Consider the following 26,184-nt stretch of genomic DNA (forward strand, 5'->3'; position numbering starts at 1 on the left):
CCGGTACTCAGCTGTCGAAGCCCAACCCGACCCTGTCCATCAGTGCGAGCCACGCGCCGCGCTTTCCTTCGCGGCGCTCGCTGCGCGCGAGCTGATGTCGGGTTGCGGTGATCCCGATCCACCGCAACGGTTCCGGAGGGAACGGAACAGGCTTGGTGCGCACCATCGTCAGACGTGTGCGCTCGGTGTCGAGGCCATCCACCAGATCGAGGGCGGTCCGGGCTCCGAAGTGCGACGCACCGACACCGAGCCCGGTGAACCCGACCACGCTCACCACTCGTCCTTCGTGGGCGCGGTCCCAGAATGCGCAGAACCGTGAACATGTGTCGATGACGCCACCCCAGGAATGGGTCACACGTATCCCCTCGAGCTGCGGGAAGAACTGCAGCAGATGCTCGCCCAACAGTGCGAACTCCCCCGGCTCGAACTCGTGCCCCGGACCGGCATCGGACCCGTAGTGGTAGAGGGCATCCCAGCCCCCGAAGAGGATGCGATCATCGGCGGTGAGCCGGAAGTAGTGGAACCTCGGACCGCAGTCGGCGAGGCCTTCGCGGCCCGACCATCCGATCGCCGCGCGCTGCACCGGCGTGAGTGGCTCGGTCATGATCGCGTAGTCCCAGACCGGCACCGTGTACGGCCGGAGACGACGAATCCGCGACGGACTGGCCGACGTCGCGAGAATGACCGCGTCCGCTTCGACCTCACCGTAGGAGACCGAAGCACGGATCTTCGCACCCACGGCGGAGATACCGGCGACCTCGGTGTGCTCGAAGATCCGTACACCCAGTCGTTCCGCCGCTGCCGCCAGGCCCCAGGCGAGCTTCGCCGGGTCGAGCATCACGACGTCACGATCGAAGGTGGCCGCGACCACCATTGGCGACGAGACCCGTTCCAGCGCCTCTGGTCCCGGCAGCAACGGCAGGTCGGTGCCGAGCAATGCCGCCCGTGACGACGACTCCTGCAGATCTGCCACCTGCCAGTCGAAGTTCGCGATGTCGAGCTCGCCGGTTCGCTCGAGGTCGGCATCGATTCCCAGTCGCTCGACGGCGGCTTCGATGTCGTCGAGGGTCTGCCGGCCCATCCGCAGGAGTTCGGGCATCTCGTCGGGAAACCTGTCGAGACCGTTGGCCAGGCCGTGGGTGATGCTCGCCGAGCAGAATCCGCCGTTGCGGCCCGACGCATGCTCGGCTATCCGGTCGCGCTCGACCAGGACCACGCGCCGGCCCGGGTGCTGCTCGGCGGCCTGCACCGCAGCCCACAACCCGGTGAAGCCACCACCGACGATCAAGAGATCGGCGGACACCGCACCGGCCAGCCGTGGTCGCGGCTCGGGCCGTTCGGGCCGGTCGAGCCAGTACGGGACCGGCCTGGCCTGCGCCACCATCGCCGTGCCGCGCGCGGTCGGCTTGCTCGCCCAGCTCATCTCGCGCCGGCGAACACGGTTCGGTGCCAAGGCTTCTCGGCCACGCCGGTGATGTCGCTCATCACGTGCTTGGTCGCGAGGTACTCGTCGAGGGAGTAGGTGGACATATCCTTGCCGAAGCCGGATGCGCCGAATCCGCCGTGGGGCATCTCGCTGACGATCGGAATGTGGTCGTTGATCCAGACACAACCCGCATGGATCTCACGGGAGGCACGCTGCGCCCGGTAGACGTCGCGTGTCCACGCCGACGCGGCCAATCCGTACACGGTGTCGTTTGCTCGGCGGATCGCATCATCGTCGTCGGTGAAGGGGCTCGCCGTCAGTACCGGGCCGAACACCTCATCGCGATAGATCTCGGAGTCCTCCGCGACGTCGGCGACCAGGGTCGGCGGGAAGAAGGCCCCCGCGCCGTCCGGGATGGCCCCGCCGGTGACCACTCGCGCATCCGACCGACGTGCACGATCGACCATCGCAGCGACCTTGTCGCGGTGTCCACGCGAGATGAGCGAACCCATATCTGTTGCCGGGTCATAGGGATCTCCCATGACGACGCCGGCCATCAGATCGGCCACGCCGTCGACGAACTCGTCGTAGCGGGCCTCGGCGACGATGGCGCGGGTGGCAGCGGTGCAGTCCTGCCCCGCGTTGATCAGCGCCGCGGCCACCGCACCGTGCACCGCCGCGGTCATGTCCGCATCGTCGAAGACCACGAAGGGCGCCTTGCCGCCGAGCTCGAGTTGTACGCGCGTACCGTTCGTGGCGGCTTGCGACATGACCATCCGACCCACGGTCGTCGAGCCCGTGAAGGTCACCATGTCGACCCCGCGATGACCGGCGATGGCCGCGCCGACCTCGGCGCCGCTGCCGACCACGATGTTGAGTACACCATCGGGCAGACCGGCCTCGGTCGCGAGACGAGCGAGTGTGAGCGTTGTCAGCGGAGTGATCTCGGCGGGCTTGAGGACCACCGCGCACCCGGCGGCAAGCGCGGGCAGCACCTTCCAGACCGCCATCTGCAGCGGGTAGTTCCACGGCGTGATGGAACCGACGACGCCGACCGGTTCCCGCCGGATCGACGACGTGTGATCACCCGAGTACTCGGCAGAGCCCTTCCCCTCGAGATGACGAGCGGCCCCTGCGAAGAAGTCGACATTGTCGATACACCCCGGAACATCGAACTCCGTGGCCAGCCGGATCGACTTGCCGGTATGACGAACCTCCTCGTCGGCGAGCAGACGCGCATCGGCCGCGAGTGCTCGCCCCAGCGATGCCAGCACCCCCGCGCGGTCCGCGGGCGTCGCCGAACCCCACTCCCGCTGGGCAGATCGGGCGGCATCGACCGCGGTGTCGACGTCGTGGGCGGTGCAGAGGGTGAGTGACGCGGCCACCTCGTCGTTCGCCGGATCGATGACGGCGTAGTGCGAACCCGACCCGGCGAAGGCCTTTCCGCCAATCCAGCCCGACGGAACGCCTCTGATGGGTGACATGCTCGTCGAGCCTACCGGCGAAAGTTCGAATTCACGACCCAGATCGCCATATCGATATGGAAATCATCGCTTCGGGTTGCATAGAACTGCGGAATCCGCCACGATCGTCGTGTGCCCGAATCCGTTTCGTCACCCCTGGACGCGATCGCCAAGAAGATCATCGAGGAACTGCAGGCCGATGGTCGCGCCTCGTACGCCTCGATCGGCAAGACGGTGGGCCTCTCCGAGGCGGCCGTCCGCAATCGGGTTCAGAAACTCAACGAGAGCGGGCTGCTCCAGATCGTCGCCGTCACCGACCCCCTCAAGCTGGGCTTCTCGCGGCAGGCCTTGATCGGCATCCGATGCACCGGCGACACCCAGGCGCTCGCCGAACAGCTCGGCCGCTGTCCCGAGATCGACTACGTCGTCCTGACCGCCGGATCCTTCGACATCCTCATCGAGGTGGTCTGCGAGGACGACGACCATCTCCTCCGCATCCTGAACCAGCAGGTTCGAACGCATCCCGAGGTCACCGGCACGGAGACTCTCGTCTATCTGAAATTGGTCAAGCAACAATACAATTGGGGTACCCGATGAGCATTGCCCACGATCCCGCCGCCGATCTCTCGCTCGGCGAACGCAGCGCCGCTCATCTCTGGGGGCATTTCGCCCGCCACGGCGACGGCATCACACCGCCGGTCATCACCCGCGGCGAGGGCATGCGGATCTACGACGACCGAGGACGCAGCTACCTCGACGGCCTCGCAGGCCTGTTCGTCGTGCAGGCCGGACACGGCCGCGTCGAACTCGCCGAAGCCGCGGCCAAGCAGGCCAAGGAACTCGCGTTCTTCCCCATCTGGTCGTATGCGACGCCCCCCGCCATCGAACTCGCGGAGCGCCTGGCCGCCAACGCCCCAGGGGATCTCAACCGGGTCTTCTTCACAACCGGTGGCGGCGAGGCGGTGGAGAGCGCCTGGAAGCTGGCCAAGCAGTACTTCAAGCTCACCGGAAAACCCATGAAGCACAAGGTGATCTCGCGTGCGGTCGCCTACCACGGGACCCCGCAGGGTGCGCTCGCCATCACCGGCGTGCCGGCGCTGAAGCAGATGTTCGAGCCCCTCACCCCGGGTGGCTTCCGCGTTCCCAACACCAACATCTACCGCGCCCCGAACGAGGAACTCGCCGCCGATCCCAAGAAGTTCGGCCGCTGGGCGGCCGACCGCATCGCCGAGGCCATCGAGTTCGAGGGGCCCGAGACCGTGGCGGCGGTCTTCCTCGAACCTGTCCAGAACGCGGGCGGATGCTTTCCGCCGCCGCCCGGGTACTTCGAACGTGTCCGGGAGATCTGCGACGAGTACGACGTCCTGTTCGTCTCCGACGAGGTCATCTGCGCGTTCGGCCGGATCGGATCGATGTTCGCGTGCGACGATTTCGGCTACGTACCGGACATCATCACCTGCGCAAAAGGCATGACCTCGGGTTACTCCCCGATCGGCGCGATGATCGCCAGTGACCGGATCTTCGAGCCGTTCCGCGACGGCACGACGAGCTTCCCGCACGGCTATACCTTTGGCGGACACCCGGTCTCGGCCGCCGTGGCGTTGGCCAATCTCGACATCTTCGAACGCGAGGGACTCAACGCGCACGTCAAGCAGAACGCCCCGGCGTTCCGCGCCACACTGGAGCGCCTCAACGATCTGCCGATCGTCGGCGATGTCCGGGGTGAGGGATTCTTCTACGGGATCGAGCTGGTGAAGGACAAGTCGACCAAGGAGACGTTCACACCCGCCGAATCCGAACGGATCCTGCGAGGCTTCCTGTCGTCTGCGCTGTTCGACGCCGGTCTCTACTGTCGGGCCGACGACCGCGGCGACCCGGTGGTACAGCTCGCACCGCCGCTGATCGCGACGCAGACCGAGTTCGACGAGATCGAGCAAATCCTTCGTTCGGTGCTGAGCGAGGCATATACATTGCTGTGACCATGACCCGAATCGCCGCACTCCCCAAGGTCGAACTGCACCTGCATATCGAGGGAACCCTCGAGCCAGAGCTCGTCTTCGAACTGGCCCGCGAGAACGGCATCGACCTGCCCTACCGCGACGCGGAAGAACTGCGGGCCCGGTACGCGTTCGACGACCTGCAGTCCTTCCTCGAGATCTACTACGAAAACCTCGTCGTGCTCCGCGGCCGCCGGGATTTCGCACGGCTGGCGCACGCCTACGCCACCCGCGCCCACGCCGCCGGGGTCGTGCACGCCGAGGTGTTCTTCGACCCGCAGGCGCACACGGTTCGTGGCGTCACGCTCACCGAGGTCGTCGATGGACTGATGGACGGCTTCGAGCGAGCTCATGCCGAACTCGGCATCACGACCGGGCTCATCGCGTGTTTCCTACGGGATCGCCCTGTCGCGGAGGCTCTGTCGACCCTCGATGAGTTGCTCGCCGTGGACGCGCCGATCATCGGCGTCGGACTCGACTCCGCGGAGGTCGGCAATCCCGCATCCCGGTTCACCGAGGTCTTCGACCGCGCGTCGCGCGCGGGCCTGCGACTGGTTGCCCACGCAGGCGAAGAAGGAGGACCCGATTCGATCCTGCAGGCGCTCGACGACCTCGCCGTCGAACGCGTCGACCACGGCATCCGCAGCGTCGACGATCCGCGGCTCATGTCCCGCCTCGCGGACGAACGAACTCCACTGACGATCTGCCCGCTGTCGAACGTGCACCTGAATGCCGTTGCCGACATCGCATCGCATCCGCTGCCCGAGCTCATCGAGGCCGGCCTGCACGTGACCATCAACTCCGACGACCCCGCGTACTTCGGTGGCTACGTGGACCAGAATTACGCCGCCATCGTCGATGCGTTCGACCTCGACGATCAGACCGTGGCAAGGCTGGCGCACAACTCGGTCGATGCCAGTTTTCTCGACACGTCGCGACAGCAGGAGATCCACGCTCGGATCGACGAGTGGCTGTCGCCGCCGTCCGGTGGCCGGCCTGCGGACTGATCGCACGCGCATCACCCGTCGATCCGGGGGAACGGCTGCAGCCTGCTGGTCATACGTCGCACAATGAGCGTGATGACGACCGTTCGGAAAGATCCGGCAGCGGACCCGGACGAGGAGCTCCGCCTGATCGCGACGATGTTGCGCGATCGGCTCGAGGGGCTCTCCGCAGCTGTGGCGCTGGCCATACGCCACGACGTGGACTACTACGCGTCGACCGATGCCGTGTCGCTCGACGACATCACCACGACGGTCCGCGCCAACTTCGAACTGGTCGTGTACGGACTCACCGGAGACGAGCGATTCGACACCTCGCAGGCGCAGGAGACCGGTCGATCACGGGCCGCCGTCGGTGTCCCTCTGCCCGCCCTGATGCATGCCTACCGGATCGGATTCCAGATGGTGTGGGCCGAGTTCAAATCGATCGCCCAGGAACGCACCGAATTGAGCCGGTCGACGCTGCTCGACGCGACCGCGCGAATGTGGCAGGCACAGGACGCGTTCATCATGGCGATGGCCGCGGCACATCGGGAGCGGACAACGGCCAAGATCCTTGACGATGCGAGCGAACGCGCCGCACTCACCCAGCACCTGCTCGAGGGGAGGGTCTCGTCGGAGCAGAGTCTCTGGGAGATCGCCGACATCCTCCGATTGCCCCATCGGGGCCCGTTCCTCGCCGTCGCGGCGGCCGCGGCGACTGTCGGCAGGGCACCTCTCGCCGGCATCGAGAACAAGCTGCGCGGCATCGATCTCTCGTCGGCGTGGCGACTCCTGCCCGACCAGCAGATCGGGATCGTCTATGCGCCGTCGTTGTCGGCACGCGATCAGGTGATCGGTTTGCTCACCCGAACCGCTGTCGGACGGGTCGGTGTCAGCGCACCTTTCGCAGAACTCGCCGACACATCGAGGGCGCTGCGGTACGCCCGGGTGGCGATGTCCGGGAAAGGCGAGGGTGTCAGCGTGTTCGACGACTCGGTGTTGGGGGTGGCGGCAGTCACCGCCCCTGAGGTGACCGCCGACCTCGCCGCGGTGGTTCTCGGTCGGCTCTACCAACTCGCCGCCGAGGATCGCGATCCCCTCTTCGAGACCTTTCGGATGTGGTCTGCCGTCGGCGGCAACGTCACCGACACCGCGGAACGACTGTTCGTTCATCGGAACACGGTGCGCCATCGGCTCAGACGTATCGAAGAGCTGACCGGGCGTTCGACCACAGCGCCCCGTGACGTCGCGGAGCTGTGCCTGGCATTTGAGGTGGACGAGCATTTCCCGGTCGCCGGGCGCCAACCTCTCTCCTGATCCGGCGCCATCGGCGACAGTCGCGGCTCGTGGGTGTGCATGTGCACACCCACGAGCACCCCACGTTGATCCGCACACCATGGTGCATCGGGGTGATCGAACGCACGATTGAACGGTAGACACACCGACCTCACCGTGGAGCCGTTCATGACCAACCTCAGCGAGAATCTCACCGCCGCAGCGAAAGCACACCCGGATGCGACCGCATTGATCTGCGGCGACCGCACGCTGAGCTACAACGAATTCGATGATGCCGCAGCAAGAATGGCCACGCTGCTCGCCGAACTCGGGGTCGAGTCCGGCGACCGGGTCGGCCTGATGCTGCCCAACACACCGGCGTTCGCGGTCATCTTCTATGGCATCGTGCGGCGCGGAGCGATCGCCGTACCGATGAACCCGCTGCTCAAGGCACGTGAGATCGAGTTCTATCTCGCCAACACCGGAGCGACCGTGCTGTTCGCGGCACCCACCTTCGCCGAGGAGGCGCAGCTCGGAGCCGAGAAGGCCGCAACATCGTGCATCCTGGTCGACGACGCCTCGCTCGATTCGATGCTGGCCGATGTCGAACCGCAACCGGAGGCGACACCGCGCGACGACGAGGACACCGCGGTCATCCTGCACACCTCCGGCACCACGGGTAAGCCCAAGGGCGCCGAACTCACTCATCGCGGGCTGGGGCGTAATGCCGAGGTCTGCGTCCGCACGCTGTTCGAGGCGAGCTCCGACGACGTGGTGATGGGTTGCCTACCGCTGTTTCATGTCTTCGGTCTCACGTGCGGCCTCAACGCCTCGGTGGTCGCCTGCGCCACACTCACCTTGATGCCGCGCTTCGACCCGGCCGAGGCGCTCGAGATCATCGCCCGCGACGAGGTGACGATCTTCCAGGGTGTGCCGACCATGTACTCGGCTCTGATCGCCGCACGACTCCCCACGCACGACACCAGTTCACTGCGGACGTGCGCATCGGGCGGTGCCGCTCTGCCCGCCCAGGTGATCACGGATTTCGAGAAGGCCTTCGACGCGATGATCCTCGAGGGCTACGGCCTCTCGGAAACCTCGCCGGTCGCGTGCTTCAATCACCCCGACCGCATCCGGAAGGCCGGATCCATCGGTACCCCCATCGAGGGCGTCCAAATGCGCATCGTCGACACCGACGGCAACCCGGTCGCCGTCGGTGACCCTGGTGAGATCCAGGTGCGCGGGCACAACGTGATGAAGGGCTACTGGAATCTTCCCGATGCCACCACCGCGGCCATCGACGCGGAGGGGTGGTTCTCGACCGGAGATGTGGGCACCCTCGACGACGACGGCTACTACACCGTCATCGACCGCACCAAGGACATGATCATCCGCGGGGGCTTCAACGTCTATCCCCGCGAGATCGAAGAAGTCATCTACGAACATCCCGCCGTCGCCGCAGCAGCCGTCATCGGTATCCCACACGACTCCCTCGGTGACGAGATCGGCGCAGCCGTGACCCTCAAACCGGGGCAGTCGATATCGGAGGACGACCTGCGCGACTACATCAAGGCCCGCGTCGCCGCCTACAAGTACCCGCGCAAGATCTGGTTCCTCGATGCCCTGCCCACCGGGGCGACCGGGAAGATCCAGAAGCGCGACATCACCGTCCCCGAGGAGGCAACATCATGACCATCGCTCAGAATCATTCCGCCGCAAATGACATCGCGGCTCCCCTGGATCTGCTCCTGGTCAACTCGACCAAGTCGTTCACGAACCGGATGACTCCCAACGCCGCCTGGGCACGGTTCGGCGGGTCGCTCGCCCGGCAGCCGATCACGGTCGCCGAGACCGGCCTCGGTCTGGCCCGCGAACTCGGTGCGATCACCCTCGGCCGCTCCGATCGGACCCCGGCCCGCCACGACAAGCGGTTCGCGGACCCGGCCTGGTCGGGTAATGCGCTCCTACGCCGCATCGAGCAGGCCTATCTGGCGGCCTCAGAGGCAGCCGAACGCCTGTACTCGGCAGCCGACCTGGACTGGCGTGACGCCGAGAAGGTTCGGTTCGCGCTGGACAACATCATCGAGGGTTCGTCCCCCACCAACAATCCTCTGGTGAGCCCGGTCGGCTGGAAGGCACTCATCGACACCGGCGGCCTGTCAGCGGTCCGCGGCGCCAAGGCCTTCATCCGCGACATGGCATCCAAACCGCGGGTGCCTGCCATGGTCGATCCGGACGCGTTCCACGTCGGCGAGACGGTCGCCACGACCAAGGGCGCAGTTGTGCTGCGCACCAAGATGTTCGAACTCATCCACTACGCACCACAGACCGCCACGGTGCACCAGACGCCGCTGCTGATGGTGCCGCCCGTGATCAACAAGTACTACGTGATGGACATCGCGCCCGACCGCAGTCTGATCGAACACTACGTGCGTGGCGGACAGCAGGTCTTCACCATCTCGTGGCGTAATCCCAAAGCACGACACCGAGAGTGGGGAATCGACGCCTACGGAAAAGCCCTCGTGGAGGCCATCGACGCCGTTCGATCGATCACCCGCGCCGAATCCGCGAACGTGTTCGCCACCTGCTCAGGCGGAATCCTGGCCGCGATGACGCTGGCACATCTCACCGCCACCGGGCACGGCGACAAGGTCGCCAGTCTCACGTTGGGAGTCACCGTACTCGACCAGAGCCAGGCCGGCTTCGCCTCTGCGCTGGCCAGCGAACGCGCCGCCAAGGCTGCGATCCGGACGTCGGCCGACAAGGGCTACCTCGACGGCAACGCGATGGCCGAGATGTTCGCCTGGCTGCGACCCACCGATCTGGTGTGGCGCTACTGGGTCAACAACTACATCCAGGGTCGCTCGCCGGCCGCTTTCGACGTCCTCTTCTGGAACGCGGACACCACCCGGATGACCGCGGCGCTGCACCGCGACATGGTGATGATGGGGCTGAACAACGACCTCGTCACCGCGGGACAGGCGACCATGTTGGGCACGCCGGTCGATCTGGGCGCCATCACCTGCGACGCATATGTCGTCGGCGGCATCGCCGACCACATCTGCCCGTGGCAGGCGACATATCGCAGCGCCGCGCTCCTCGGCAGCAAGGACAACACGTTCGTGCTGTCGACGAGCGGGCACATCGCCTCGCTCGTCAACCCGCCCGGCAACAAGAAGGCGTCCTTCCGCAGCGCGCAGGTGGACGCCGACGTCGCCCCCGATGCGTGGCTGGACTCGTCGGAGAAGCACGCCGACTCATGGTGGCCCGACCACCTCCGGTGGCTCGCCGAACGCTCGGGCCCGGAGATCGATTCGCCTGCCGTGCTCGGCGGCCCCGGCCATGAGGCCCTCGCCCCGGCACCCGGCACCTACGTGCACGAGAAGTGAGACGCCACATGACAACACCGGCCTTGTCCGCAGCAGATCCCGCCGACGACACCGACGTGTTCGTCGCGGTGGGCGGACAGCGGATACGAGTGCGATATCACCGTGGCTTCGGAGTGCCACTGGTGATGTGCAACGGCATCGGCGCGAGCCTCGAGGTGCTCGACCCGCTGGTCGAGCACCTCGATCCGAACCGCCCGGTGGTGACCTTCGACGTGCCCGGCACCGGAGAATCGCCGGCTTCGCCTCTGCCGTACGGCTTTCCGTACCTGGCCTGGGTGGTCGGCCGGATGCTGGATCGGCTGGAGATCGGTGTCGTCGACGTGCTGGGGCTCTCGTGGGGCGGAGCACTGGCCCAGCAGTTCGCCTTCCAGAATCCTCGACGATGCCGGCGGCTGATTCTGGTGGCGACGGGCACCGGTGCCATCATGGTGCCCGGTCATCCGCGAGTGCTGAACAAGATGATCACTCCACGCCGATTCCGTGATCCCTCCTATGGCGGCACGATCGCCGCCGAACTCTATGGCGGCGCGGTGCGCGAGCGCGGACAAGACGTTGTCGATCTGTTCGTCCGGCAGCTACATGCCGGCTCCCGGACCGGCTACCTGCATCAGTTGCTTGCCGGCTCGGTGTGGACATCCTTGTTCGCCCTGCCGGCCATCCGGCAGCGCACGCTGCTCATCGCGGGCGACGACGACCCCATCGTGCCGATCATCAACGCGCAGATCATGGATCGGCTGCTCCCGCGGTCACGATTCCACAGGCACGACGGCGGTCACATCGACCTGGTGGTGGCCGCGGAGACTTTCGCCCCCGTCATCGATGATTTCCTCGGCGTGCCCGGCATCGCTCGTCACACCAGGCGCCGCGGCGTCGCCTGTCAACTCACCCCGGGGGGATGATCCGGTCGTCGCGTCGGCGATCGCGTCCACGCGGAGACCGGGCACCATCGCTGATAGTGTCCGTGCGATGAGGCTCCTGGTCTTGTTCATCCTCGTGATGATCACGCTGGTGTGCCCGTCGGGGGCGGCATATGCAGTTCCTGTCCCGGTGACCACCCCGATCACCGATCACTGTCCGCACAAGGTCACGACACCACCTGCGGTCGACACCTCCGAGATCGTCGCACCCGGCTCGTCGGCGCCCAGCCCACTTCCGGTACCCGATCCGCCCGTCGGTGGTACCCGTCTGGCCGGATGCGGGGTGGTCGCCGAGCCGGACACCGGACCGGTGCCGGGCCGACTGACCTCCGCGGGATGGCTGATCGCCGACCTGGACACCGGGAAGATCATCGCGGCGAAGGACCCGCACGGCCGATACCGCCCGGCCTCCACCGTCAAGGTCCTGCTCGCGCTGGTGGTCCTCGACGCGATCGACCACGGCACAATGGATCTCGATGAGGTGGTCGCCGCCACGCCGGAGGATTGGGGTGCCGAGGGCGATTCCTGCGGCATGGGACCGGGCGGTCATTACACCATCCGCGACCTGCTGAGCGGTCTGATCGTGGTGTCCGGCAACGACTGTGCCGCCGCGCTGACACGCCGCCTCGGCGGTGTCGACGCCACCCTCACGGCCATGAACGACAAGGCACATTCGCTCCAGGCACTCGACACGCACGCCTCGACTCCGTCCGGGTTGGACGCCGCCGGGATGTCCACCTCACCCTACGACCTCGCACTGATCTATCGGGAGGCGATGCGCAACAGCCTTTTCCGAGAGTTGATCGGATTGCGCGACTACCGTTTCCCCGGCTACCCCAAGCGTCCGGATGTCTCCGGCGACAAGGACCACCCGGGCTACCTCATGCAGACCTCGAATCACCTGCTGCTCGACGGCTATCCCGGCATGTTGGGCGGTAAGACGGGATACACGGATGACGCCCGTAAGACGTTCGTGGGGGCGACCGAACGCGACGGCCGCCGGATCGTGATCGTGCAGATGTACGGACTGACCATCGAGTCGGACTCGTACTGGGATCAGGCCGAGTCCATGTACGACTACGGTTTTCGCGCGCCGCCGAACGCCGAGGTCGGACTGCTGGTGGCACCCTCCACCGGCCGGCCCGCCCCCACCACCACCACTGCGGCGGCAGCACCAGACCCCACCCGCGCCATGTCGGCGACGGGTACGGACCATCCGGACCGCTGGTCGATCCGAATCCTCGTCGGCCTCTGCGCCGCACTCGTCGCGATCGGTCTCCTGCTGGTCGCTCTTCGGCTGTTCGCCCGGCGGTGACGGAGTCGCCAGATCGTGCGGACTAGCGCCGCAGCAACCACCCCACGAATCCGCTGATGGCAGCAGCCATACCGGCGACCGCCACCAGGGTGGCCGGCCTGGCGACCGGATTGACCTGATAGTTCGGCGAGACGACCACCGGCGGCAGCGGCGCGTCCTCCTCGGTGACCTGGAACTCCGCATTGATCGGATCGGTCGCACACCAGGCCGCGGCATAGAGCACGATGCGCGATGCGAGGTAGGCGAACACGAGGAGGCCGATGATGGGGCCGAATGCCACGCCTGCCGGACCGCTCAGCACCGACTGGAGGTAGATGCCGCCCACGGTCTTGACGATCTCGAAAGCGATCGCGGTGAGCAGCCCGGCCTTCAGGGTGTTCCGGAACGGCAACTGCACCAATGGGAGCCGCGACATCACGAAGGTGAACAGCAGCCAGGTCGCCATGACCGAGACGATGATGGACACGGTCCGGACGACAGCGGGAGCCCACGAGGCGTCCTCGAGACCCACCCACGACAGCACCTCGGTCGTGAGGCCGGAGTTGCCGATGGCGGTGAGCGCCATGGTGCCTGCGAAGGCGAGGCCGAGCACGATGAAGGTGATCAGGTCCCAGACCTTCGACATGACCGCGTTGCGGTTGACCCGGCCGCCCCACATCTCGGTCATGCCGAGCCGAACTCCGGAGATCCAGCCGATGCCGGTGAACGCGGCGCCGATCAGACCCACGATGCCGACGGCGGCGCGAGACGCGATCGCCGAGTCGATGAGGTCGCTGACCTGATCGCCCAGCCCCTCGGGCATGTTCTTGACGACCGCATCCTGGAGTTCTTTCAAGAGCTCTGGCTGATTCGCCAGGACGAAACCGGCGATCGCGAACACCACCATGACAATGGGAACCAGCGCGAGGATCCCGTTGAAACTGATGCTCGCGGCGTAGAGGTTGCCGCGACGATCGTTGTACCTCTGCACCATCTGGATGAGGTGTTCGAGCCATGTCCAGCGCTCGCGCGCCCCGGAGAAGGCGCTCTTGCCGCGCTCGACCGCCGACTTTCCGGAATCCACCATCGAACTCACCTGTACCGCCTCCTCATCGGATCACGGGGTCAGTCGGATAACGGCTGATCACCCTTCCGGTGCCAGAAATCCCACTTTGTCATAGACCGAGGCCAGCGTGGTCGAAGCAACCGATCGCGCGCGCGCCGCACCGCGGGCGAGGATGTCGTCGAGATGACTCGGATCGTCCATGTATTCGGCGACCCGCCCGCGCAGCGGCGTGACGAACTCGGTGAGCACGTCTGCCGTGTCAACCTTCAAGTCGCCGTAGCCCTTTCCCTGATACTTGTCGACCAGGACGTCCATCGGGGTGCCGGCGAGCGCAGACTGGATGGTGAGCAGATTGCTGACGCCCGGCTTCTCCGCCGGGTCGAAGCGGATGTCGGTTCCGGTATCGGTGACCGCAGAGCGGATCTTCTTGGCCGACTTCTTGGGATCGTCGAGCAGGTTGATGAGGCCGCGGTCGGACTCGGCGGACTTGCTCATCTTGGCAGTCGGGTTCTGCAGATCGTAGATCTTGGCGAACTCGGAGACGATATACGCCTCGGGCACCTTGAGAACCTTGCCGAACCGTGAGTTGAAACGCTTCGCGAGATCGCGTGCGAGTTCGAGATGCTGACGCTGGTCCTCCCCGACCGGCACGCGATCCACCTCGAAGGCGAGGATGTCGGCGGCCATCAGGATCGGGTAGGTGAACAACCCGACGCCTGCCGCGTCGGTGCCCTGCTTGGCCGACTTGTCCTTGAACTGGGTCATCCGGCTCGCCTCGCCGAAGCCGGTGATACAGGACAGCACCCAGGTGAGTTGGGCGATCTCCGGCACGTGGGACTGCACGTAGATCGTCGATCGCTCCGGGTCCACGCCCACCGCGAGCAATTGGGCAACACTGCGGCGCGTACGGTCGCGGAGTTCCGCGGGCTCGTAGGACACGGTGATCGCGTGCATGTCGGGAATGAAGTAGAAAGCGTCGAACTCGTCCTGCAACGCCACCCACTGGCGAACCGCCCCCAGATAGTTTCCGAGGTGGAAGGAATCGCTGGTCGGCTGGATACCCGACAGCACGCGCGGCCGTGACGCGCCGGATTGAGTGACGTCGCTGCTCATGCCTCCAGTTTCGCAGATGCCCGCGACCCGTTTTCCGGGAGAGGTCGACACGAACGCTCAGTCGTAGACGACGGTCATCGGCGCATGATCCGACCACCGGAGGTCGTAGGCCGCGGCACGGTCGACAGTCGCCTTCACGGCCCGCCGTGCCAACGATCGGTTGGCGAGCTGGTAATCGATCCGCCACCCCGAATCGTTGTCGAAGGCCTTACCCCGCCATGACCACCAGGTGTACGGCCCCTCCTCGTCCGGAGCGAGGTCGCGCGCCACGTCCGACCATCCCTCGTCGAGCAATTCACCCACCCAGGCCCGCTCATGCGGCAGGAATCCCGGACTCTTTCGATTGCCCTTCCAGTTCTTGATGTCGGCCTCGGCATGCGCGATGTTCCAATCACCACCGACGACGACCTGTCTACGTCGACGAGCGAGTTTCCGGAGATACTGACCGAACTCGTCGAGAAACCGCACCTTCTCGTCGAACTTCGCGACGTCTTTCGGCTCGGAGGTCGCGGCCGCCCCTTTGGGGAGGTACAGGCTCGCCACCGTCAACGGTTCGGCAGCACCATCGACATCCACTTCGAGATACCGGCCGGTCCGGTCGAACTCGTTGCTGCCGAACCCGATTCGGGCCTGCCCGATCGGCAGTCGACTGAGGACGCCGACGCCGGCATGCCCCTTGACCACCGAGGCGCTCATCGCCAGGTGCCAGCCGTCGTCGAGTGCAGGCGCGAGGGCCTCGCGTGCCTGGTCCTCATCGGCACGGACCTCCTGCAGGAGGACCACATCGACGGCCGCGTCGGCCAGCCATGCGAGAAGCCCTCGATTCGCCTCGGAACGGTGCTTCACCGCGGCCCGGACGCCGTTGACATTGACGGTGCTGATCGTGATGGACACAGCGTCCGAGGGTACCGCCCGGTTGTGGTGCGCCCGTACCAGAGGTAAGCCAACCCTTGCTTTGTACGTCGTCTTTATGCAACCCTTACCTAACTGACCCGAAGAGGTGAAGACAATGTTCGTTTGCATCTGCCGCGCGGTGACCGAAGACGAGGTCCATGAGCACTGCTCGTCCGGCGCGATGTCGGTCGACGCGATCGGCGAACGTTGCGGTGCGGGCGAAGGCTGCGGCACCTGCCTCGAACGACTTCACGAGATCGTCAGCGAAAGGACCTCCACCGCCACGACAGCTGCATGACGAACGCCATCTGACTCGATTCAGACAACCTCGCGCGGGAAGCCCGACGCGGGGAGTTTATGCGTGCTACGTTCCCTATACCACGGCGAACGGAGACACGGTCATGCGCGGCGACGACGAGGTGATCGCACTACTCAACGAACAGCTCACGAGCGAGCTGACGGCGATCAACCAGTACTTCCTGCATTCCAAGATGCAGGCGAATTGGGGGCTCACCGAGATCGCGGGCAAGTCACGCGCGGAGTCCATCGAGGAGATGCATCACGCGGAGACCCTGACCGATCGCATCCTGTTCCTCGAGGCTCTGCCCAATTACCAGAAGATCTTGCCGCTGCGCATCGGACAGACGCTGCGCGAGCAGTTCGAATCCGACATGGCGGTGGAGATCGAGGTGGTCGAGCGGCTACGGCCCGGCATCTCGATGTGCCGCGGCAAGGGCGACATCACCAGCGCAAAGATCCTCGAGGACATCCTCAAGGACGAAGAGGACCACATCGACTACCTGGAGACACAGCTCGAGCTACTGGACAAGCTCGGCGAGCAGCTCTATCTGTCGAAGACGGTCGCGACGCCGCCCACTGTCGGCTGACGTCGGCACAAGACATTTTCTGCAGCCCCCGACAGCGGTTGCGCCTATGTGGGCGCAACCGCTGTCGGCGTTTCAGCGCGTCGACGGGCCCGCCGGGTCACGCGGACAGGCTGACGCCCTCTGCCGGTACCTCTGAGCACGGCCGGACCCTCGCGGCCCGCCGCTGGGTGACCAGCGCGAGCGCCAACACCAGGAGTCCGGCCACCGCGAGAAGAGCGCCGAGCATCGACGGTGCCCGATATCCGTGACCGGCCGCGATCACCACTCCGCCCAACCAGGCACCGAGCGCGTTGGCGATGTTGAGGGCCGAGTGGTTCAGAGCCGCGGCGAGTGTCTGCGCATCGTCGGCGACATCCATCAGTCTGGTCTGGAGGGCCGGGATGGTGGACGCCCCCGACAACCCGATCGCGAAACTCAAGAACATTGCCGCCCAGGCATTCTGCAGCATCAGTGCGAACAACGCGAGTGAGGCACCGGTGGCCACCAGGCCGATCAGGATCCCGAGTGGCACGCTGCGGTCGGCGAGTATCCCGCCTGCGACATTGCCGACGACCATACCGAGGCCGAACAACATCAGCGCGACCGGAACGAGCGACACCGATATGCCGGTCACATTCGTCAGCGCGGAATTGAGATAGGTGTAGAAGGCGAACATGCCGCCGAAGCCGACCACCCCGATGAGCAGTGTGAACCAGACCTGTGGTCGTGCGAGCGCACCCAGCTCGGTGATCGGATTGGTCACCGGCATGTCCGCCAGGTCGGGGAGGTTCCGCACCAGGGCGACGATGGTCGCCAGGCCTATCACCACGACGAGCGCGAAGGCCACCCGCCACCCGAGAGACTCGCCGAGCCAGGTCGCCATCGGGACACCGAGGACGTTGGCCACCGACAGTCCGAGCATCACCTTGCCGACCGCCTTCGCCCGATCACGGGGGCCGGCGAGGTGCGCGGCGACCAGGGCCGCGACCCCGAAGTACGCGCCGTGCGGCAGACCCGCAACGAATCTCGCGACGATCAGCAATCCGTACGTGGGTGCGAGCACCGTCGCGAGATTGCCGACGGTGAATGCGACCATCAGGCTGATGAGCAGTGTGCGACGGGACATGCGAGCGGTGAGCGCCGCGATGAGCGGGGCGCCGACAACCACCCCCAACGCATACGCCGAGATGACATGACCGGCAGTCGGCTCGCTGACGCCGAGGGTGCCGGCGATATTCGGCAGCAATCCCATCGCCACGAACTCGGTGGTTCCGATCCCGAACCCGCCCAGCGCAAGGGCGAGGATGGCCCACCGACGGATGGACCGCTGCGGGCGGGCAGACGACGCCTGAGTGAGACCGGGAGGTGATGACACCATTTCTCCAACCTCGGCGAGCGATGCGCTGATTCCACAAACGTGGGGTGAGTTCGTTCACAGCGCTCATCCCACAGCCCTGTACCGACGGCCGAGCGGGAGATGGACCGGCAGTCAGTCTCGGAGATCGGCCCGCAGGTTCTCGTCGAGAGCGCCGAGGAACTCCTCGGTGGTCAGATACGACTGATCGCCCCCGACGAGCAATGCCAGGTCCTTGGTCATCTTGCCGCCCTCGACGGTGTCGATGACCACGTCCTCGAGCTTCTGCGCGAACTCTCGGACCTCCGGCGTGTTGTCCAGCTTGCCGCGGTGGTCGAGGCCGCGTGTCCAGGCGAAGATCGACGCGATCGGGTTGGTCGACGTCGGCCTGCCCTGCTGATACTGGCGGAAGTGACGCGTCACGGTGCCGTGTGCGGCCTCGGCCTCGCAGGTGCGGCCATCCGGAGTGAGGAGCACCGAGGTCATCAGCCCGAGCGAACCGTAGCCCTGCGCCACGGTGTCGGACTGCACGTCACCGTCGTAGTTCTTGCACGCCCAGACGTAGCCGCCCTCCCATTTCAGGCAGGAGGCCACCATGTCGTCGATGAGGCGGTGCTCATAGTGCAGCCCGGCCGCGTCGAACTCCGCTTTGAACTCCTTCTCGAACACGTCGGAGAAGATGTCCTTGAATGCGCCGTCGTAGGCCTTCATGATCGTGTTCTTGGTCGACAGGTAGACCGGATAGTTCCGCTGCAAGCCGTAGTTGAACGATGCGCGGGCGAAGTCCTCGATCGACTTGTTGACGTTGTACATACCCATCACCACGCCGCCCTCGTCGGGCATCTTCACGATCTCGTGTTCGATCGGCTCGGAACCGTCGTCCGGGGTGAACGTGATGGTGACGGTGCCACCCGTGGGCACCTTGAAATCCGTTGCACGGTACTGGTCGCCGAAGGCGTGGCGGCCGATGACCACCGGCTTAGTCCAGCCGGGAACCAGTCGGGGAACGTTGGAGATGATGATCGGCGACCGGAAGATCGTGCCGCCCAAGATGTTACGGATCGTGCCGTTGGGCGACCGCCACATCTTCTTCAGCCCGAACTCCTCCACCCGTGCCTCGTCGGGCGTGATGGTGGCGCACTTGACGCCCACTCCGTGCTTCTGGATGGCCTGCGCGGCGTCGACGGTCACCTGGTCGTCGGTCCGGTCGCGGTGTTCGATGCCGAGGTCGTAGTAGTCGAGGTCGATGTCGAGGTACGGGTGTATCAGCTTCTCTTTGATGAACTGCCAGATGATGCGGGTCATCTCGTCGCCGTCGAGTTCTACGACCGTTCCTTCGACCTTGATCTTGCCCATACGGCTTTGCGTCCTCCTCGGCACGACCGACAGCCCCTGTGCTTGTGGCAGGGCTGCCTGCATTCCACACGCTGCGGGTATCCAAACGTAGTACGGCAGGTGATCCGCTCGCGCGATCAGCGCTTTAACAGAACGCGCGTACTGCTAGTTGTGAGCGTACCGCCGGTCGGTGGTGGAGGGCGCACAGGCGGTCGGGCCGTCGATCGTCCCGAACGGCTATCGGCGCAGCCTCGAGAGGGTTGCACAAGCGCACCGGGAAAGCACCCTCCTCACGACCTTCGTCGCCAATAGGTCGACGAGACCATTGAGGAGGGCGCTTTTCGGGGGCACTTTCGGCTCAAGCCGTCCGGGCTACTCCCCGTCGTCGTCACCGGAATTGCTGGATGCCGAACTCTTGGCGGTGCCACCGCCGGTCCCCGAAGTGACTGCCGAACCGGTCCCACGATCGTCACCGGTGTCGCTGTCGCCGGGCGTCGTGCCGCCGCTGTCGGCCGCGCTCTCCGACGCCGGAGCAGACCCCGCACCCGCAGACCCGGTGCCGCCTGTGTCGGTGCCGCCCGTGTCGGTGCCGTCCGTGCGTGGGCTGCCAGTGCCGGTGGAGTCGGTCCCGGTGACACCGGCGCCGTTCTCGACGCCCGAACCGGAATCCGCGACCGACGGCTCCGGATCGGCGACCGCGGGTGGGGTGTAGGTGTACGCCGGCGCCTGAGCAGCACCGGCCGCGGAGTCCGCCGCAGCCGAGTTGCCCTGCGACGCCGCAGAAGACGAGGGACCCGGCAGAGCGGAATCAGTTACCGGCGCGCTGCTGTCGGCACCCTGCGGTTCCTCGATGGCGGCGACCGCTCGCAGCACGGCGACCCTGTTCTCTGCCGGCGGGTCATCCATCACACCGGCCGCCGGCACGGTCGCGCCGCCGGCGGAGGCGAGCATCTGGGGACCGGGGATCTGCTCGGCCAGGAATCGCACATAGTTCACCGGGGCGAGGATGATGCTCTTCGCGCTCGCGGCGAGCGCGGCAACACCGGCCTTGACCTCGTCCGGCGCCCCATGGACGATGCCGTCGATGATCGCCTCGAAGACGAAGAGATCCGGCAGATAGGCGCCGTAGCCGAGATCGGGCAGCTGGGGCAGCTGCGCCTGGATCAGGCGGACCAGAGGCTGCAGGTTCGCCAACGAGGCACCGTCGGGCAGATCGACGGTCCAGTGGCCGGCGAGGAAGTCGGGGATCTCGGCGCCGTCGATCCCGATCGCCTCGGCACCTTGACGGATGACGCCGACGATCGCAGAATCCTGCGGAACCATGCAGGTGGTGGTCGAACCGGCCACACATTCGGTGGTCGGCCAATCAGCCGGATCCAGGTACATGCGGTACGGGTAGTAGTTGTGCTTGGTGAAGTAGCCGACCAGGCCGTCGATCGCCCCGATCGGATCATGGAGCGGATCAGGGAGGTCGCAGATCGGGTCGCCTGCCGCGCACACCGTGGTCACCGGAATGGTCCCGAAACCGTCGTCGCGAGGGCCGGTCATCGTCAGTCCGGGGATCACACCGATCAACGCCAGTTCGATGCCCTCACCCGCGACGGTTCCGTCACGACGCGGGTCGGCGTAGAGCTCGCCGGTGATGTTCGTTGTGTCGATCGTGGCGGTCACAGGGACCCCGTTCTCGTCCAGGACCGGGTTGCCGTCCTCATCGAGGAGTACACCCGTCATGTCCCGATCGTTTCCGAGGTCGGACAGCACGTCACCGGCGACTCGGGCACCTTGTGAATATCCGGCGACGACCACTGGCTTGTCAGTGCCGCACGCGTGTTGGTAGGTGGCGATGGCGGAACGCGTCGCCACCTCCCCCTGAGCCACGCTGTCGTCGTAGCCTGCTGCGCCGAGCGGCCAGAGCGTTGTCGGATAGTCGGCGTAGATGACCTGGTAGGGCGCGCCGGCGTATTCGGTGTCGTCACGGGTGCCCAGCGTGTTGTCCAGTCCCGTTCCGCTGTACCGCTGCTTGATGCCGATCATCGCCGCGCCATCGGGATCGTTCGTCCCCCCGACGATGACGACCGCTCCCCCGCCGCAATCGGCGGCCGCGGCGGTGCCCACGGCCCCCGGTATGCAGAACGCCGCGACGACGGCCAGGCTGGAGCACACGGCGATGAGCACAACGGAGGCCCGACGCGACATCGGGAAGCGGGTTGTCATACGTTCGGCCTTCGTCCGACCTGGCGCGGATCGGACCTGATACGCGTCCCCAGGGCTGGCCACAGACTAGATACACGATTGCAAACAACGAATCCCCGTTAGTGACGCTAATGATTTTTAACTGGGGTTTTGCCAACGCTAGACGGAAAGTTCATTCCTTTGGACGACAGGCGTGGTCAGATCGGATCACCGCGATCAGGAGGGTTCTCGCGTCGCCGGAGCCGTGTTATATCCTTGACGCCAGGTCATGAGCATCAGCGCAAAGCCCCGGCTTGCTGATCGGCAACCCTCCATCCGCGGTGGGGTGCTCCGGGTGATGACCGGGTTGAGGAACACGAGTTCGAGTTCCCCGGCAAGCGCGGGTCCGAAGGTCGGACCCCACCAGGGTCGTTGCACCCTGCCGACCGTAGAAAGCGATGACACAGTCATGTCCGACGCCCCCGAAGACACCAATCCAGTCGACACCTGGAGCTTCGAGACCATACAGATCCACGCGGGTCAGACCGCCGACCCGACAACCAACGCCCGAGCGTTACCGCTGTACCAGACCACGTCGTACGTCTTCAACGACACGCAGCACGCCGCGAATCTCTTCGGTCTGGCCGAACCGGGCAACATCTACACCCGGATCATGAACCCGACGCAGGACGCGGTCGAGCAGCGCATCGCCGCACTCGAAGGGGGCGTCGCCGCCCTGCTGGTGGCCTCCGGGCAGGCGGCCGAGACGTACTCGATCCTCAACATCGTCGAGAACGGCGGACACGTCGTATCCAGCCCGCGTCTGTACGGCGGTACCTACAACCTCTTCCACTACACCTTGCCGAAGCTCGGCATCGAGGTCTCCTTCGTCGACGATCCCGAGGATCTCGACTCATGGCAGGCCGCGATCAAGGACAACACGCGAGCCGTGTTCGGCGAGACGATCTCCAACCCCAACAACGAGATCCTCGACATCGAGGGCATCGCCGAGGTCGCACACCGCAATCAACTGCCACTGATCGTCGACAACACCGTCGCCACGCCGTACCTGCTCAATCCACTGGCACACGGGGCCGACATCGTCGTGCACTCGGCCACCAAGTACATCGGCGGCCACGGCACCGCGATCGGTGGCGTGATCGTCGACGGTGGCACATTCGACTGGCGGGCCCAGCGCGACGGCAAGGATCTCTACCCGGGTTTCACCACTCCGGACGCGAGCTATCACGGCGCGGTCTTCGCGGACCTCGGTGCACCTGCCTACGCATTGAAGGCGCGGGTGCAATGGCTCCGCGACACCGGTGCCGCGATCTCGCCGTTCAACGCATTCCTGCTGGCGCAGGGGCTCGAGACGCTGAGCCTGCGCGTCGAGCGCCACGTGTCCAATGCACAGCGCATCGCCGAGTTCCTCGAGCAGCACGCACAGGTGGAATCGGTTGCGTACGCAGGACTCTCGTCGTCGGCGTGGTACCAACGCGGACAGAAGCTGCTCCCCAGGGGACAAGGTGCGATCGTCTCGTTCGAGATCACCGGCGGCGTCGACGCCGGCAAGAGCTTTGTCGATGCCCTAGGACTGCACAGTCATGTCGCGAACATCGGTGACGTACGGTCGCTGGTGATCCACCCCGCATCGACCACGCACAGCCAGCTGACACCCGAGGAACAGGTCGCCGCGGGCGTCACCCCCGGACTGGTACGCCTGGCGGTCGGAATCGAGGGCATCGACGACATCATCGCCGACCTCGAGCAGGGGTTCGCGGCGGCGGCACGATAACCGGAGATCAACGGAGACAGGGGAACCGAGGTGCAGCGCAGAGTGAGTGAAACGTGTCGGTGAGCATCGAACCGAAGACCGAGTCAGCTGACCGGCCCGACTGGGAGCAGTTGCCCGACGGGGCGACGTCCAGCCTGCAGATCGGCTCGGTCTCGCTCGACAACGGCGGGCAGATCGACAACGTCACCCTGGCCTTCCAGCGCTGGGGGACGTTGTCGCCGACGCGCGACAACGTCATCCTCACTCTGCATGCCCTCACCGGCGACTCGCACGTGACCGGGCCGTCGAACGCGGAGCATCCGTCCCCGGGCTGGTGGGACGGACTCATCGGTCCCGGATGCGCGATCGACACCGACGAATGGTGCGTCATCTCCGCCAACGTACTCGGCGGTTGTCGGGGATCCACCGGACCCGCGTCACCGGATCCCGATGGGCAGCCGTGGGGTTCACGCTTCCCGCAGATCACCGTCCTGGATCAGGTCCGCGCGGAGCGACTGCTCCTCGAGCACCTCGACATCGCAGGGATCGGTGCCGTCATCGGCGGCTCGATGGGTGGCGCACGCGCTCTGGAATGGGCGATCGAGTATCCCGAGATGGTCCGCAGCGCGCTGGTCCTCGCCGTCGGGGCGAGGGCGACCGCTGACCAGATCGGTACGCAGACAACACAGATCGCGGCGATCAAGGCCGATCCCGACTGGCAGGGCGGCGATTACCACGGCACCGGGCGCGTGCCGTCGACCGGCATGGGCGTGGCACGCCGGATCGCCCACCTGACGTACCGCGGAGAGGCGGAGCTCGACCAGCGGTTCGCCGATCAGCCTCAGGGAGACGAGGAGCCACTGACCGGAGGCCGGTACGCGGTGGACAGTTATCTGCAGCATCAGGCCGACAAGCTGATCGGCCGCTTCGATCCCGGCAGCTACGTGGTGCTGAGCAACGTCCTCAACCACCACGACGTCGGCCGCGACCGAGGCGGCATCGAGGCCGCACTGAGCCGTTGTCAGGTGCCCGTCATCGTCGGCGGCATCGTTTCGGACCGCCTCTACCCCTTGCGCTTACAGGTCGAGCTCGCCGAACTGCTCGGCAACTGCGTGGGCGGCCTACAGGTGGTCCACTCGGACAACGGTCATGACGGGTTCCTCACCGAGTTCGACGCGATCAGCGATCTGCTCAAGCAGACCGTCGAACTCGCCCGCAGCTGAGTCCCGGCCGGACCCTACCGCGAGGGCACCGGTGTGGTGGTCGATGACGCCTCGGTCGAGTCCCCCGACGTCGGTGCCGTGGGTGTCACCCGCTGCTGCGCTCCCCGCGGTGATGTCGTCGTCGCGGGCGCCTGCTCGGGCGGCGGCGGTGTCGGCTGCGTCGTCTGCGGCTGGAAGCCGGGAGGCAACAGGTCCGGCGGGATCGTCGGCGTGGGCCGGGTACCGGTAGGCCACGGCAGCGACGGAAGCGGATATGGCAAGAGTGTCCGCGTGGTCGTCGAGGGCTGGTCCGGTTGCTGCGTGGTGGGCGGCAACTCGGTGGTGGCCCAGCCGGGTGATTCGTTCCACCGCGGTTCGGGCTGACGGGTGGTCGGCACCACTTGTTCCTCGGTCGGCACCTGGACCACCGGAGGCGGTGCGACCGCCGTGGTGGTCGTGGCGGGCTGTTGCGGGGCCGGTGAGGTCGTGACCGCAGAGGAGGAGGTGGTCGACGAGGTCGTGGGTGCGGCCGTCGACGACGGAGCAGGCTCATTCTGCCCGGTCAGCGATGAACTCACGGCGAAGATCGTCATCATCGCAGCGGCGATGATGGCGCCGACCACGGCCAGTGGCGTCGCGGAGAGCCACTCGCGATTCCGTTTTCCGCCGATGAACGCGAGCCGGGACGGACTGTCGGCGGCCGTCTTGGTCCGGGCCAGGATCGCCGCGCCGATGGATGCGGCGAGTTCGGGGGCCTCGGGGACGACCACCTCGAGCGCATGCTCACGGTCGACCATCGCGCGCACCGCAGGCAGGTTGGCGATGCCGCCCACCAGGACGACCGCCTGGGGCGGCGTGCCGCGATCGGCGCCCTCGGACAGGTAGCGCGCCAACACTTCTCGTGCATCGTCGACCATCGGGGCGATCGCCGCGTCGATGGTGTCCTGGGTGAGCGTCATGTGCCCGCCACCGTCGGCGAGCAGGATCGAACCAGCCGCCGCGGACAGACCCGGTGCAGAGAACTCCTCCTTGGCGGTACGGCACGCACTGAGGAGGGCACGCCGGCGGACCCGGGCTCCGGTCGGCTCGGCGACGTTGTCGTCGGCGACCAGTTGACCGACGATCGACCGATCGAGGCGACGGCCGGTCAGCGCACGCGATCGTTCCGTCGCCGAGATCCGATTGGTCGCGGGTTCGACGGTGTACAGCGACATCCCGGTGTCGCCGCAATCGACGACCACCACGGATTCGAACCTGTTGATCTGGCCGGTCGCCGACAGATACGCGACGACGGCCTCGTCGTCGTTGACCAAGTGGATCTGACGACGCGGACCGGCGCCCCGCGACTGGAGCTCCCAGCGTTGTTTGGTGGTGCGTGCGGCCACGCCGATCGGACCGACCCGCAGGTCCGCGTCGCGCGCGGCCCCGAGCATCAGGTCGATCCCGGCGTTCACCCGTCCGGCGACGTCGAGTCCGTCGCTGCGGTCGACGTCGATCACCCGCGTGTCCACGACACTGCGCCCGACGTCGTCGCGGGTGAGCAGGACGTAGTGGATCATTCCGTCGCCTGCCGAGACACCCATCGACGTGGAATCATCCGGAATCGTCGGGTCGGCGGTGTTGATCGTCGAAGTGATACGTACTCCCCAGCTGTTGGCGCCCCC

The 26,184-nt window shown here is 66.1% G+C and carries 21 protein-coding genes and 1 riboswitch; of the genes, 12 read left to right on the plus strand and 9 right to left on the minus strand.

The features are described 5' to 3' along the window. Nucleotides 1-7 precede the first annotated feature (7 nt). Nucleotides 8-1,423, minus strand: a complete 1,416-nt coding sequence (locus IDF66_RS15320) for an NAD(P)/FAD-dependent oxidoreductase (protein ID WP_190267620.1) — start codon at nt 1,421-1,423, stop codon at nt 8-10. Next, on the minus strand, nt 1,420-2,910 hold the full coding sequence (locus tag IDF66_RS15325; RefSeq protein ID WP_190267621.1) for a gamma-aminobutyraldehyde dehydrogenase: 1,491 nt from the start codon (nt 2,908-2,910) through the stop codon (nt 1,420-1,422). Before IDF66_RS15325 ends, IDF66_RS15320 begins: the two co-directional genes overlap by 4 nt. A gap of 111 nt (nt 2,911-3,021) precedes the next feature. Here IDF66_RS15325 and IDF66_RS15330 point away from each other — a divergent pair, with 111 nt between their 5' ends. The 8 genes from IDF66_RS15330 to IDF66_RS15365 all read left to right on the plus strand — a co-directional run bounded on the left by IDF66_RS15330 (nt 3,022) and on the right by IDF66_RS15365 (nt 12,765). Then, nucleotides 3,022-3,486, plus strand: coding sequence for an Lrp/AsnC family transcriptional regulator (locus IDF66_RS15330; protein WP_164308422.1), 465 nt, complete (start codon nt 3,022-3,024; stop codon nt 3,484-3,486). Beyond that, nucleotides 3,483-4,868: an aspartate aminotransferase family protein gene (locus IDF66_RS15335; protein WP_190267622.1), complete on the plus strand. Its 1,386-nt coding sequence runs from the start codon at nt 3,483-3,485 to the stop codon at nt 4,866-4,868. The genes IDF66_RS15330 and IDF66_RS15335 overlap by 4 nt, the downstream gene beginning before the upstream one ends. 2 nt (nt 4,869-4,870) lie before the next feature. Continuing rightward, nucleotides 4,871-5,893: an adenosine deaminase gene (locus tag IDF66_RS15340; RefSeq protein WP_190267623.1), complete on the plus strand. Its 1,023-nt coding sequence runs from the start codon at nt 4,871-4,873 to the stop codon at nt 5,891-5,893. A gap of 72 nt (nt 5,894-5,965) precedes the next feature. Beyond that, nucleotides 5,966-7,186, plus strand: a complete 1,221-nt coding sequence (locus IDF66_RS15345) for a PucR family transcriptional regulator (RefSeq protein WP_190267624.1) — start codon at nt 5,966-5,968, stop codon at nt 7,184-7,186. Nucleotides 7,187-7,333: 147 nt separating this feature from the next. Continuing rightward, the gene (locus IDF66_RS15350; RefSeq protein WP_190267625.1) at nt 7,334-8,836 is read left to right on the plus strand and encodes a long-chain-fatty-acid--CoA ligase; all 1,503 of its coding nucleotides are present in this window, start codon (nt 7,334-7,336) and stop codon (nt 8,834-8,836) included. Then, the gene (locus tag IDF66_RS15355) at nt 8,833-10,533 is read left to right on the plus strand and encodes a PHA/PHB synthase family protein (RefSeq protein ID WP_164308417.1); all 1,701 of its coding nucleotides are present in this window, start codon (nt 8,833-8,835) and stop codon (nt 10,531-10,533) included. The genes IDF66_RS15350 and IDF66_RS15355 overlap by 4 nt, the downstream gene beginning before the upstream one ends. Before the next feature lie 8 nt (nt 10,534-10,541). Further along, nucleotides 10,542-11,432 (plus strand): poly(3-hydroxyalkanoate) depolymerase, encoded by an 891-nt coding sequence (gene phaZ / locus IDF66_RS15360; protein ID WP_190267626.1) that lies wholly within the window; start codon nt 10,542-10,544, stop codon nt 11,430-11,432. Nucleotides 11,433-11,499: 67 nt separating this feature from the next. Then, nucleotides 11,500-12,765, plus strand: a complete 1,266-nt coding sequence (locus IDF66_RS15365) for a D-alanyl-D-alanine carboxypeptidase family protein (RefSeq protein WP_190267627.1) — start codon at nt 11,500-11,502, stop codon at nt 12,763-12,765. Nucleotides 12,766-12,787: 22 nt separating this feature from the next. On the opposite strand, the gene IDF66_RS15370 is transcribed toward IDF66_RS15365, so the two are convergent. The 3 genes from IDF66_RS15370 to IDF66_RS15380 are packed head-to-tail and all read right to left on the minus strand — an operon-like array spanning nt 12,788 to nt 15,817. Further along, nucleotides 12,788-13,840, minus strand: coding sequence for a YhjD/YihY/BrkB family envelope integrity protein (locus tag IDF66_RS15370; RefSeq protein ID WP_190267628.1), 1,053 nt, complete (start codon nt 13,838-13,840; stop codon nt 12,788-12,790). Nucleotides 13,841-13,888: 48 nt separating this feature from the next. Continuing rightward, nucleotides 13,889-14,923, minus strand: coding sequence for a tryptophan--tRNA ligase (trpS, locus tag IDF66_RS15375; protein ID WP_190267629.1), 1,035 nt, complete (start codon nt 14,921-14,923; stop codon nt 13,889-13,891). A 57-nt stretch (nt 14,924-14,980) separates the two neighbouring features. Beyond that, the gene (locus IDF66_RS15380; RefSeq protein ID WP_190267630.1) at nt 14,981-15,817 is read right to left on the minus strand and encodes an exodeoxyribonuclease III; all 837 of its coding nucleotides are present in this window, start codon (nt 15,815-15,817) and stop codon (nt 14,981-14,983) included. 115 nt (nt 15,818-15,932) lie between these two features. Between IDF66_RS15380 and IDF66_RS15385 the strand changes: the two genes are divergently transcribed. Both IDF66_RS15385 and bfr read left to right on the plus strand, forming a co-directional pair. Continuing rightward, nucleotides 15,933-16,115, plus strand: a complete 183-nt coding sequence (locus tag IDF66_RS15385; RefSeq protein WP_164308563.1) for a (2Fe-2S)-binding protein — start codon at nt 15,933-15,935, stop codon at nt 16,113-16,115. Nucleotides 16,116-16,218: 103 nt separating this feature from the next. After that, nucleotides 16,219-16,704: a bacterioferritin gene (bfr, locus tag IDF66_RS15390; RefSeq protein ID WP_164308412.1), complete on the plus strand. Its 486-nt coding sequence runs from the start codon at nt 16,219-16,221 to the stop codon at nt 16,702-16,704. 97 nt (nt 16,705-16,801) lie between these two features. Here the strand turns inward: bfr and IDF66_RS15395 are convergent, their stop codons facing one another. From IDF66_RS15395 to IDF66_RS15405, 3 genes are all read right to left on the minus strand, one after another. Next, complete coding sequence (locus tag IDF66_RS15395) at nt 16,802-18,061, minus strand: MFS transporter (protein WP_190267631.1); 1,260 nt, start codon at nt 18,059-18,061, stop codon at nt 16,802-16,804. 111 nt (nt 18,062-18,172) lie between these two features. Continuing rightward, nucleotides 18,173-19,393, minus strand: a complete 1,221-nt coding sequence (locus IDF66_RS15400; RefSeq protein ID WP_190267632.1) for an NADP-dependent isocitrate dehydrogenase — start codon at nt 19,391-19,393, stop codon at nt 18,173-18,175. A gap of 351 nt (nt 19,394-19,744) precedes the next feature. Continuing rightward, complete coding sequence (locus IDF66_RS15405) at nt 19,745-21,586, minus strand: PE-PPE domain-containing protein (protein WP_190267633.1); 1,842 nt, start codon at nt 21,584-21,586, stop codon at nt 19,745-19,747. A gap of 243 nt (nt 21,587-21,829) precedes the next feature. Continuing rightward, nucleotides 21,830-21,951, plus strand: a riboswitch (SAM riboswitch). A 62-nt stretch (nt 21,952-22,013) separates the two neighbouring features. Here IDF66_RS15405 and IDF66_RS15410 point away from each other — a divergent pair. Then, the gene (locus tag IDF66_RS15410; RefSeq protein ID WP_190267634.1) at nt 22,014-23,339 is read left to right on the plus strand and encodes a bifunctional o-acetylhomoserine/o-acetylserine sulfhydrylase; all 1,326 of its coding nucleotides are present in this window, start codon (nt 22,014-22,016) and stop codon (nt 23,337-23,339) included. Nucleotides 23,340-23,392: 53 nt separating this feature from the next. Beyond that, nucleotides 23,393-24,541 carry a homoserine O-acetyltransferase MetX gene (gene metX / locus IDF66_RS15415; RefSeq protein WP_190267635.1) on the plus strand — a complete coding sequence of 383 codons (1,149 nt, stop codon included), beginning with the start codon at nt 23,393-23,395 and terminating at the stop codon, nt 24,539-24,541. A gap of 14 nt (nt 24,542-24,555) precedes the next feature. Here metX and IDF66_RS15420 read toward each other — a convergent pair whose 3' ends face one another. After that, nucleotides 24,556-26,103: an Hsp70 family protein gene (locus IDF66_RS15420; RefSeq protein WP_190267636.1), complete on the minus strand. Its 1,548-nt coding sequence runs from the start codon at nt 26,101-26,103 to the stop codon at nt 24,556-24,558. Nucleotides 26,104-26,184: the final 81 nt, after the last annotated feature.

This window comes from Gordonia hankookensis (assembly GCF_014673215.1).
Lineage (GTDB): Bacteria > Actinomycetota > Actinomycetes > Mycobacteriales > Mycobacteriaceae > Gordonia > Gordonia hankookensis.